The sequence below is a fragment of the Psychrobacillus sp. FSL H8-0510 genome (genome assembly GCF_038008345.1).
In the GTDB taxonomy this organism is placed as follows: Bacteria; Bacillota; Bacilli; order Bacillales_A; family Planococcaceae; genus Psychrobacillus; species Psychrobacillus psychrotolerans.
Genome location: NZ_JBBOYZ010000003.1, coordinates 193,075 through 205,042, shown reverse-complemented (window position 1 = coordinate 205,042; position 11,968 = coordinate 193,075). Strand labels below are relative to the sequence as shown.

The 11,968-nt window shown below is 33.1% G+C and carries 8 protein-coding genes; all 8 read left to right on the top strand.

Annotated features, from left to right (window positions below; translation table 11 throughout):
• Positions 1-163 precede the first annotated feature (163 nt).
• Positions 164-973: a TnsA endonuclease N-terminal domain-containing protein gene (locus MHI40_RS23115; protein ID WP_169360602.1), complete on the top strand. Its 810-nt coding sequence runs from the start codon at positions 164-166 to the stop codon at positions 971-973.
• A gap of 25 nt (positions 974-998) precedes the next feature.
• Positions 999-3,164 carry a Mu transposase C-terminal domain-containing protein gene (locus tag MHI40_RS23110; RefSeq protein WP_169360601.1) on the top strand — a complete coding sequence of 722 codons (2,166 nt, stop codon included), beginning with the start codon at positions 999-1,001 and terminating at the stop codon, positions 3,162-3,164.
• Positions 3,154-4,872 (top strand): ATP-binding protein, encoded by a 1,719-nt coding sequence (locus MHI40_RS23105; protein ID WP_169360620.1) that lies wholly within the window; start codon positions 3,154-3,156, stop codon positions 4,870-4,872. The genes MHI40_RS23110 and MHI40_RS23105 overlap by 11 nt, the downstream gene beginning before the upstream one ends.
• 1 nt (position 4,873) lies before the next feature.
• Complete coding sequence (locus MHI40_RS23100) at positions 4,874-6,781, top strand: TnsD family Tn7-like transposition protein (protein WP_340766007.1); 1,908 nt, start codon at positions 4,874-4,876, stop codon at positions 6,779-6,781.
• Between the two features lie 15 nt (positions 6,782-6,796).
• Positions 6,797-8,638 (top strand): TnsD family Tn7-like transposition protein, encoded by a 1,842-nt coding sequence (locus MHI40_RS23095; RefSeq protein WP_340766005.1) that lies wholly within the window; start codon positions 6,797-6,799, stop codon positions 8,636-8,638.
• A gap of 582 nt (positions 8,639-9,220) precedes the next feature.
• Positions 9,221-9,931, top strand: a complete 711-nt coding sequence (locus MHI40_RS23090; protein ID WP_169360598.1) for a cytochrome c biogenesis CcdA family protein — start codon at positions 9,221-9,223, stop codon at positions 9,929-9,931.
• 42 nt (positions 9,932-9,973) lie between these two features.
• Positions 9,974-10,507, top strand: a complete 534-nt coding sequence (gene resA / locus MHI40_RS23085; protein ID WP_169360597.1) for a thiol-disulfide oxidoreductase ResA — start codon at positions 9,974-9,976, stop codon at positions 10,505-10,507.
• 78 nt (positions 10,508-10,585) lie between these two features.
• A complete protein-coding gene (locus MHI40_RS23080) occupies positions 10,586-11,947 on the top strand; it encodes a HAMP domain-containing sensor histidine kinase (protein WP_340765999.1) in 1,362 nt (453 codons plus the stop codon).
• The last annotated feature ends 21 nt before the right edge of the window (positions 11,948-11,968 follow it).

The following is an 11,968-nucleotide window of genomic DNA, read 5'->3' as shown; positions in this document are numbered from 1 at the left end:
AAATAGTGTTTTAAAATAGTCTATTAAGGTTATTATACTACATATAAAATAAACATTTAGATTTTTCTGATAAGTAAAATTCAGAGTGAAAATTATTAAAACTATTATTGAGGTGCATAATGGAATACCGTTATGTGCCTTTTATTATATTGGGGGTTGTTAAATGAGTAATAGCAGTATTAGTAAGTCACATTTAAATCGTTTGAGTGATGGCAGGGGCCAGGGGAGAGGGAAAGACTATGTACCTTTTATACAAGCCAATGACAATAAGGTAGCTTCTGAGGGATGGTTGACAAGGACGCATGGATGGAAAACAAGGAGAATACATCATACTCTATCCAAACATGAATACCAATTTCTTCTTGTTCAAGAATGGGCAGACTGTGTTGTAGATATTAGAGAACAGTATCCGTTGACCCCAATAGAAATGACTATTGAAATTGCGGATAAATTAAATATTCGCCATCCACATTACAAAGGTGAGAAGGTAATTATGTCAACGGATTTTATGTTAAGTGTAGTAAACGAAGACGGGGAAATAACTGATGTAGCTAGAACTATAAAACCAGTGACTAAGCTTACAAAGAGAACATTAGAATTATTTGAAATAGAGAGACGATATTTCCTAGAGATGGGTATAAGTTGGAAAATGGTTTTTGATAAACCAAAACCAATAAATATGATTAAAAACATAGACTGGATGTATGATGCAAAATTTTTAGGTACACGGCCAGGTGTTGACTCAGAAGTTATAGATTTAGTTGCTGATCCTTTACTTAAAACCCTTTTCTCTTGTAGCCCAAAAGATTCTATAAGTAAAAATTGTTTGAAATGCGATATGAAACTTGGGTTGGAGGCTGGTACATCTTTATATATTGTTCAGCACATGTTGGTAAATAAGTTATGGAAAACAGATATGAATCTGCTTATAAGGGAAAATAGACCTCTAAGTTTGATTGTTGATAGACAGTAGTATTAAAAAAATGAGGTGAATTTGTATGCAATTATTTGAAAATACCATAATACAATTTGAAAATATTTCCGACCAAGAATTAGTGTTGGAAAGAATATTATGGATTTCTGAGGATCGTAGTAAAGTAGTTCTTATGAATATAATGAATAGGAAAAAAATGCAATTTCCCTATTTTCGCTCGTATCAAGATTTAATTCAACTAATTGAAGATGGAGTTGCAAGCACATATAATTTAGAGCCTGATATAAGGTTGATTAAAGCCAATCAGGAATATTCGAAGAGGCATATTGATAACAGAGATATTAAGTGGGAGATAATAAAGTCAATAGTTATGAAAGAACCAGAGATATACTATCCAGAATCTAGAGGTTTAATGGTTAGAGAGGTAATGAAAATTACAGGAAAACAAAGAAAAACTATTCATGAATGGATAAAAAAATACTGGTTTTATGGAAAATCAATTAATGGTCTATTAAATAATTACTTTGATTGTGGGGTAAATAAAAGACAATACTCTGATAAGAAAGCTGGTCCAAAAGCTGAAGATGGAAATGAGTATATTATCCGTGATGAAGACAAGGAAAATTTTCTATGGGCCATAAAAAAATTTCATATTGAACAAGGATTAACTATTACAGAAACCCATAAAAAACTTTTACAACATAGGTATAAAACGGGATTTTATCGAGAGTTTAACGAAATGGTCCCAATAGTAGAACCCGAGAAATGTCCAACATTAAGAATGTTTCGCTATTGGTATCAGAACAACTTTAACTCAAAGCAGAAATACAGTGCAAGGTATGGTGAGCGAAAAGCAGAGATGAATGCAAGAGCTTTTAAGGGTACACCAGAGGAAAATGTTCAAGGTCCAGGTGCTTATTATGAGATTGATTCGACTCCAGCAGATGTAATTCTTGTGTCGTTAGATAGAGAAACGGTAATAGGTAGGGCACATGTATATTTTGTCAAAGATGTTATGTCCAGAATGATTGTCGGTGTACACATTTGCATTACTCCATCTTGGGAAGAAGAAATGGTAGCTTTAGAAAATGCTTCTACTAATAAAGTAGAGTATTGTAAAAGGTTTGGAATAGAAATAACGGAAGAAGATTGGCCTTGCCTCCATTTGCCTAAATTTATTGTTGGAGACCGTGGAGAACATAAAAGTAGAAACTCAAATAATTTAGTGGATATTAATGTGAGAGTCGGAAACACACCTTCCTATCGTGGAGATTTTAAGCCATATATTGAACAACAATTTCGTAGATATAATGCAAGAATACGAGAATCCATACCCGTTAGTGCTGTTCGAAAGGAGCATCGAGAAAGAGGGGACAAGAACCCAGAGAACTACGCGGTCCATACAATCGAGGCTTTTTCGAAATTGACTATTTTATTTGTCCTTGAGTTTAACAAATCTGCTTTACCGGATGAATATCTAATGACGAGGGAAATGTTCGAGGAAAAAGTTGAATTGACTCCATTGGGAATATGGAACTGGGGATTAAAAAAGAATCTCCTCCACGAAATGCCACGAGATTTAATTAGATTAAAACTACTACCGAAAGGAGAAGGCATAGTAACAAGAAGCGGTATTACCTTTAAGAAAATGTCCTTTTCTTCGGATAGAGGTTTTGAGGAAAAGTGGTTTGAACAAGAGAGTATTTATGGACAAAAAAAGGTAGTTGTGAATTATGATCCTAGAAATTGTAGTAGTATTTTTATTAGCTTAAAGGATGGAACATTTGAACCGTGCTTCCTAACACCAAAATTCAATGACTATAGGGATTTACACTTCAATGATGTTAAGGTGTTGTTGAGTTATAAGAACAAACAGCTTAAACAGCTAAAAAAACAACGGGTAAATATAGAGGGTCCCCTAGATGCTGTTGCAGAAAGTTTATCTTTATCTGAGAAAGAGAAAACAAAAGAGGCACAAAGAGGTATGCCGAAATCTGGAAAGTTTAAGAATAAGCGACTTGCACGTAATTTAGACAAGAGGATGACTTCTAGTGAGGATGCATGGACTACAGTTAAGAGAGAGGAAGATATTAAACAGGTAAGTAATGAAGTCTCAAGTAATAGTGAAAATACAAATCGTCAATCCGAAATTACAAAAATGACAGAAATGCAGCTTTTCTTAATGTCTAAAAACAAGGAGAGACGAGAAAATCGTGGAAATGAAAAATGATCGTTTTATCTATTTAAAGGGCTATCAAGTAAGAGCAGAATATAAGGAACAAATTGTCCCTGAAAGTATAGGGAATCCTTTTATCGAGGCACTTCCTAATCGTTTATCACGAGAAGAACTCTATGATCTACTTTATTCAGTTCCAAGGTTCAATGGTAATATAGATGGCCTCGATGATGAGGATAGAATTGAATTGGTACAACAGATTAAGCCTAGTTTTTGGTTACCTCTTTCTTCTCATTTCAATAAATACCGGAACCTATATAGTATGATAAAAATCGGCTATCAATCAAGGAATCCGATGACTCCTCTATATCATAGGTATCTTTCTGTTGGATATGACAAAATATTAGAACATGGCACAGATGAGAAGGGGCTAAACCTCCTTGGACAAACCCAAACTGCTCAACAGTGCGCAGAAATTGGATTAAGTGGTATGGGAAAATCGAAGTCATACGACAAGCTTTTATCCTTGATTCCTCAAGTAATTCATCATACTAGCTACAAAAATAACCAATTAACTTGTAAACAAGTGGTTTGGTTAAAAATTGAATGTCCTAGTAATAAATCAATAGGTGCTCTATGTCGGAATTTTTATACAGCTGTTGATGACTTGTTGGGCACTACTTACTATGAGGATTTAGCTGAGAAGGATGGCAGAATTGAAGTATTAGCAAAGCGTATGGCAAAAGTTGCAGGTTTAATAAATTTGGGCATTTTAGTAATTGATGAAATCCAAAGAGTAAACCGTGCTCATTCAGGCGGAGATGAAAAAATGATTGATTTCATTACGGAACTTACTAATTCTATAGGTATTCCAATTGTCATTATAGGAACTTTTAAAGCTCTTTATATTTTTAAATCGAGCTTAGCCAATACCCGTAGGGGAGTATCTAATAGCTATGGAGAAAATATAACGGACAGAATGAAAGATGAATGGGAATGGGAACAGTTTATTGAGAGTTTATGGGATCTGCAATATACCAAAAGCTTCACTGAAATTACACCTGAAATTAAATCTGCCATGTATTATCATACGATTGGAATTCCTGATTTTGCGGTCAAACTATTTATGCATGTACAATCCCATGCAATTCTATATAGTGACACTGAAAAGATAGATGTTGAAATGATAGAAAGTGTTGCTAATAAAACTTTAAGACTGGTACAACCAATATTCGAACGTATTCGAAATGGAGAAGAAGTAAACGCTGATGAGTTCGATGATTTAAAACCTGACTGGATCTCGTTTAATAGTTATCTTATGGATATTCGTCACCGTATACAAATAGACGGTCAGATGTCGGAAGAGCATAAAAGAATTTTATTGCAAAGAAATAAGAGAATCTTAATTGAACAATTAACTAGCTTTGCGACAAGGATGGGTTGTACAGAAGAAGAAGCTAAAAAGTATGCAATAAGAGTTGAACGAGAAAACAATGGTTCACAGGATAATGAGCTGTTGTATGCTGAAATGGCAAAGTTAGTATTGGAAAACAACAGTATTGTAACGAGCGAAGAGGTTACTGGAAAATCAAGTAAAAGCAATAAGAGAAGGAAGAAAAACCTGGAAGAATACGATCACGATGATTTAAGGTTCGTGGTCTTTGAAGGTTTAAATACTAATAAAACCACTGATGAAGCACTTCGAGATGCTGGACTTGTTAGTTTATATGAGGAATTCGTTTTAGGGAAAGAGGAGACTTGATATGAGCAATATCATATCTTTCCCAACTACTTTTCCAGATGAAGATTTTAGGAGTATTTTATATAGATACCATTTACGTTCCCCACATAGATCTTATCTAAAAAATAGAAAAGAATTATTAGGAAAAGCATATTCTACTATGGTTATGTACCCTGAAAATTTAATTCATGTTATTAATGGGCTAGGAGTTTCTGAAGAATTTATAATAAATCTTATTGATAATCACACATTCTATCCTCTTTTTCGACCTTTTGTTAATAAAGACTTACATAATACTATAACCAATGTATTTTACAATTCTAGTGGCGGTTTAAGCATGAAAATTAAAACACTGGAAAACCAGTTTTTATCAAATAGTATTAGGTATTGCCCGACTTGCCTAAATGATGATTATGAAAGGTTCGGAGAAGTATATGCGCACAGAACACATCAATTTTCTTTTTTAACCGTTTGTCCTATTCACGAAACAAAACTCGTTTATAGTTGCTCTCACTGCGACATACCCTTTGCAAGCAGTAATGCTAATTTAATGTTAACCGAGCCCAAGTGTCCGAATGGCCATGAGATTAATGAAAATACTAAAGAATGGATGGACACCAATAAATATGAATTCCTAGATGATATTAAAGCACTTATGTCGTATAACACCTTAACATTAAACTATGTCTATCAACAACTAATGGTTCGCCTAGGAAACAGAGGATACATTCATTTTAAAGGAGATACTATTTTTAAGAAGGACCTTATTTCTGATATGGTTGATTACTATGGGAAAGAAGTTTTAATTGAGTTAGGATTGAATGTTAATGAACTTTTGAGAGTAATGCCTAGTTTATTCGCACCAGATGATTTGAGGAAGCATACAATATTTTACATTTTATTAATGCGTTTTCTTTCTGGGAATACAGAGAACTTCTTAAAACAGGATGAAACTTATTTCTTTCCATTACCATTCGGAAATGGTCCATGGGTATGTAATAATCGAATATGTCCCCAGTATAATCAAAGGGTAATAAATATATGTAGAAGAAAAGTTCATGAGTGGATTACTGGCTATTTTACTTGTAATTATTGTGGAATGACTTATTATAGAAAAGGTTTTCCCCATTTGGAAGATGAAACTCTATTTTCAATTGAAACAATGGGTGCATTATTTATTAATCAGGCAACAAAGTATATTAACAAAGGGTATACTATTACTCAAACTGCAGAGTTCCTTCGTTCAAATAGAACAACTGTTAGAAAGTATTTGAAGCTTTATAAGAAGGAAAATGAAAGTAATCTGTTAACAATAAACCAGAATAATGGACACAAAGAGATTTTGCAAGGAAAACTTGAGGTAGCGGTAACAGACAACAATTCAAAGTTAGAACTATGTAAAGAGACTGTTCTCGAAGCTATTAGTATTTTAGGTAAGCGAGCAAATAGACCTCAAATTAGAAAATACAATATTCATCGATACGATTGGGGAATGAAGCATGATCGTACTTGGATGGAACTTCATTTGCCACCAAAAAGAAAATTACCTAAAATGCTGAATTTAGAATCTTTAGATGATGAAATGTATCAACTAGTTTCAGCAGCTGTAGATAGATTGTGGGAAAATCCACCTGAAACGAAGATTACCAAAACTTCAATATTTAAAACAATACCAAGTTTTGTGCAGAACCGTTGTTATAGATTTAGTGAGTATCTTCCAAGGACAATACATTTAATAGAGCGTAGCTTAGAAACAGACGATCAATATTTAATTCGTATTTTCCCGAAAGTAGTTAAGTGGTTTAAAGAATCCAGGTATAAAAATTTATCGTTAAAATTGATTCAAAATGGATTTAAAATGTATAAAAAGAGTTCACTTACGGTTATACAATGGTTAGAGGATCAAATCGATCAAATTAACTCGTCGTAAGGAGCATTAAGAAGTATGCATTTTTTTCCTCCACTTTATCCAGACGAATTGCTATATAGTGCATTAGCCAGATATCATAATTACTCTGGAAATGAAAGCTTTAAAAAAACTATGAGAGATTTATTCGGGTGTGAAACAGTATGTTCTGTAACTGATTTACCATGCAATCTAGATGTATTAGCTTCACGGATTCCTGGTAAAGTTATCAGCAAAGAGAAATTGCTTTATGACCATACTTTAATGCCCTATTATAGTCACTTTATTCCTAGTGATAGACTAGAAAATATTCGAGAGGAAATGTACTTTAGCAACGGACGTTCTATCCATATGTTGGTGGGCTTAACCGCAAACGGTGTGAAACCTCCCAAAAATTTAAGATATTGTACAGTGTGTGCAATGAATAATAGAGCTCAGTATGGTTTAGCTTATTGGCATCGTGCACATCAAATACCGGGAGTTATAGTATGTTACAAGCATAAGGTTAATTTAAGAGAGGCTAATGTTCCGTACTCGCAAAGAAGAAATAAGCATGAATTTGTTCCTTTAGACACTATTACAATAAATATTAATACGGAAGAGGTAATTGTAGAAAATTATCTAAATTTATTTATAGCGCAGAATTCATTTTATTTACTAAATTACAATTCAGAGAAGATTGTAAGAAAAAATAATGTAAGGAACATTTATTTAAAAGAAATACAGAATATAAATATGTTATCAGTAAAGGGTAGAATAAAGTTCTATAAACTAATCCCTAGCTTTAACAATTATTATGGACGTGATTTATTAACATTAATGGGAAGTCATGTGGAAGAAGATAAACAGCATACCTGGTTACATAAATTTTTGCGAAATTCTGATGAAGTGATTCACCCGCTGAGGCATATCTTATTACACGGTTTCTTGGGGCAGAGCATAACTTCCACAATTTTAGAAAGTAATTCTTCATCAACGTTAGTTAATCCATTCTTCAATGGTCCTTGGCCTTGTTTAAATAAAGTATCAAGACATTTTGGAGAGAAAGTCATTACTTTATGTACTATTACAAGATGCTCGGATACGGGGAAACCAGTTGGGACTTTTACTTGTGAATGCGGATTTGTCTATTCACGAAGGGGACCTGATACGTCTGAAGGAGCTCAAATGGAATTTGGGCGGATAAAGGAGTTTGGCGATGTTTGGAAGAATAAACTTTGGGTATTATGGGGAGATGAAAAGTTATCTTTAAGGGAAAAAGCAAGACAATTGGGTGTTGACCCTAAGACTGTTAAACGCCAGGCTAATTTATTGATCACTGATACCAATATATATAATGGCACACTAAAAACTCTAAACGGTTTTATACAAACAAGGAGAAATGAATGGATATTTATTAAAAATGAACAACCATCTCCATTAAGAAAATCGTTATACAATTGGTTATATAAGCATGATAGGAATTGGTTGATGCAAAATAAACCCAATAATATGAATCAAAGATCTAACAAGAATCGAGTAGATTGGAATTATAGGGATGAGAATATGGCAATGCTGGTAAGGGAAACAGCAAATCAATTAATAACAATAAGACAGCTTCGTATAACTAAGGCTGAAATAGGTAGGAGAATAGGATACTTATCCTTGATTGAAAAACAGTTAGAAAAACTACCCAAAACCAAAAGAGAACTGGAAAGAGTTGTAGAAACAACAGAACAATTTCAAATTCGTAGAATAGACTTAAGTATTGAAGAGCTGATGAGAAACAATGAAATATTAAAAGTATGGAAAATTGCTAAGAAGGCAGGATTAAGAACCGATGTTCTAAATCATTTAAAAGATTTAATAATTAAAAAGATAAGATTAAATAGCTCTATTTAAAGTGTCAACTATATGACAAGGATACTTTCGAGGAAAAAGCAAAACAAGTAAGAAGCAATTACAAGGTAAACTAAACATGTCATTCTATAATAAACGAGGTAACCCTAATTTGATTAGGGTTACCTCGTTTATTAATTGTATAGGTAAAATTACGGTGCTAATGTTTTTCAAATACATTTTTTTTTGAATTGAAAGTAGTCTTATCTAAAAAATCTAATGAAGAAAACAAAAAAATAGTTAGACACAGAAAGCTCATAAAGTTCATTATAATATTTTTTGGGGTTACTTCTGCATAGTTTCTTCATATTTATTCTCTATACTATCTCAGAGGATTGCCTTAATCAGTTGTCCCAAGGCTAATCCTTTGTTGATTCTAGTTTGAATAATATATCTTAAATCGTTCAAATATTATTATTTAGAATATTTTGTTAGTTAATGTCCTCTTAATATAAAGACACGCAAGTAGGCACAGCTTGGATAAATATCTATAAGTTTAGTGACTTATTTAAACTCTTTGAATTGCTAGAAGGATTAGAAAGCATTGTTAGTAGATTATAAGCATGAAAGGTTAGGTGAAACTCTTTGTTTGAACAATTAAGTTTATTTTTAGCTTTTGGTGCGGGATTACTGTCTTTTATATCACCTTGTTCATTACCCCTTTATCCTGCATTTCTGTCCTATGTTACCGGGGTATCTTTAAATGAACTAAAAGAAGAAAAAGGAATACTAAATAAGAAGGCATTGGTACACACGCTTCTATTTTTACTTGGATTTTCAGCCATCTTTATGGCATTGGGTTTTTCCACCTCTTTCATCGGGACGTTTTTTCTTCAATACCAAGACTTACTAAGACAAATTGGTGCTATTATCCTCGTATTTTTTGGTTTAGTAGTTATTGGGGTTTTTAAATTTGAATTTTTACTATCAGAGAAAAGAGTCCAATTCAGAAAAAGACCTAAAGGTTATATAGGATCCGTATTGATCGGTATGGGGTTTGCTGCTGGATGGACACCGTGTACTGGACCAATACTAGCAGGTGTAATTGCTTTAGGAGTTTCTGACCCTGACAGAGGAATGTTGTATATGCTATTTTATGTACTGGGTTTCTCCATTCCGTTTCTCATAATGTCATTGTTTATTGGAAAAATGAAGTTTCTTCAAAAGAGAAATGGACTTTTCATGAGATTAGGTGGATTTTTAATGATTATAATGGGTATCTTGTTGTATTTTGATATGATGACAAAAATAATAGCAATTTTAACTCCTTTTTTTGGAGGATTTACAGGGTTTTAGAGCACAATTATAAATAATTAGGAAAGTAGGTTTATTGTTACTATGGATAAGAAGCAAAAAAGATTTTACATACGGTTTGTACTCTTGATATTAATGGTTGGAGTAATTATCTTCACCATATATTCTAACTTATCTAAAGAGAAAAATGGTGTATTACAAGTAGGAGATGAAGCTCCTGACTTCGTTCTAACTGATATGAATGGAGAAAGACATCAATTGTCGGAGTACAAAGGACAAGGAGTCTTTTTGAATTTCTGGGGAACTTGGTGTAAACCATGTGAAAGAGAATTTCCGCTAATGGACAAACAGTATCAAGAAGTTAAAGATCAAGGACTTCAAATACTAGCGGTAAACATAGGAGAATCTGATTTTGTAGTTCAAAAATATATTGATCGAAAAGGCTTAACTTTTCCAGTTTTAATTGATGACAATAAAAGTGTAATGGAAACTTATAATATTAACCCTTTGCCAACTACTTTTCTTATTAACCCAGAAGGGAAAATAGAGAAAATAATAACCGGCGAGATGAGTGAAGACAGTATAAAACAATATATGGAGCAAATATTGCCTATCTAAACTTAAATGTTATCAGACAACAATGTATTTGCAACTTAACAATCCAGATTTAACTAGTTGGGAGGATCGAATGCTCTAATGAATAGAATATCGACAAAGTTAACAGCCTACTTTTTTATTGTTGTATTGATAATGGAAACATTTCTAATTTTTTATCTCCATAGAAATATTATTCACACAAGAATTGATGAAGAATTTTCTTTATTGTTGAAAAACGGATCAAATCATAGAGAAGTACTTGAAGAATACTATTCCGAAACAACCATGAAACATATCGTATTGATGGAAAAAGGAGGAGATAGAGAAGTTGTCATTACGGATAATAAAGGTGGAATCATTAGTAGCTCCTTCAAAAACAATGCATCTTTAACAGAATTTCTTCCTCTAATTAAGAATCTTGATTTGAGAAGCGATGAGGTATTGATTTCGGATTGGGAAGAGTCTCCATATATCATTAGTGCACACCCTTACAAAGGGAGTAATAACCAATCAGGCTATGTTGTCATGTTTCAAAGTACAAGTTCTATTGAACAATTGGTGGATAAGTTAAACATGCATTTTGGGATTGCTGGTGGGACGAGTGTTTTTCTTCTATTTATTGTCTATACAGCTCTATCTAGACTTCTCACAAGACCTTTAATACGTATGAAGGAAGCCACTGAGAAATTAAGCAAAGGGGATTTTGAAGTGAGTCTTCCATACATCGGTAAAGATGAACTTGGTGATTTGTCAGGTTCTATTCAAAAATTAGCTGATGATTTAGAAAGGATGAAAACAGAGCGAAATGAGTTTCTAGCCTCGGTTGCTCATGAACTAAGAACTCCTTTAACATACTTAATTGGTTATTCAAATGTAGCCATGAGAAAAGAAATTAGTATAGAAGAACGAGAACAGTATCTTGCAATAATAGCTGAAGAGTCAGAACGAATGAAAGAACTTGTGAGAAATTTATTAGATTTAGCAAAAATGGATGAGAATACTTTTACTGTGACAAAAGATTATTTTTGGGCACAAACGTTTTTTGAAAATATTATCAAACTAGTTGGACCTTCTTTTGAGATGAAGAATATTAAGCTTAGTTTTGCATGTGGGGACAACTTTCAAGTCCATGCTGATTCCCTACGATTAGAGCAAATTGTATTGAATTTACTGGATAATGCCTTGAAATATTCTAAAGAAAATACACAGGTTACACTGAAAGTTCATAAAAAAGAAAAGAAAACAATCATTTCCGTAATTGATTTCGGAAGAGGTATCCCCTCTGATGAAATTGAATTCATTTTTGAAAAGTTATATCGTGTTGAAAAGTCGCGCTCACGTTTATCTGGTGGTTCGGGAATTGGACTTGCTGTTGTGAAGGAATTAGTAGAAGCACATGGTGGTAGCATTGAAGTCCAAAGTGTCTTGGGCAAAGGAAGTACATTTACCATAATGATTTAGCTTTATTTAGAATTTCGTCTA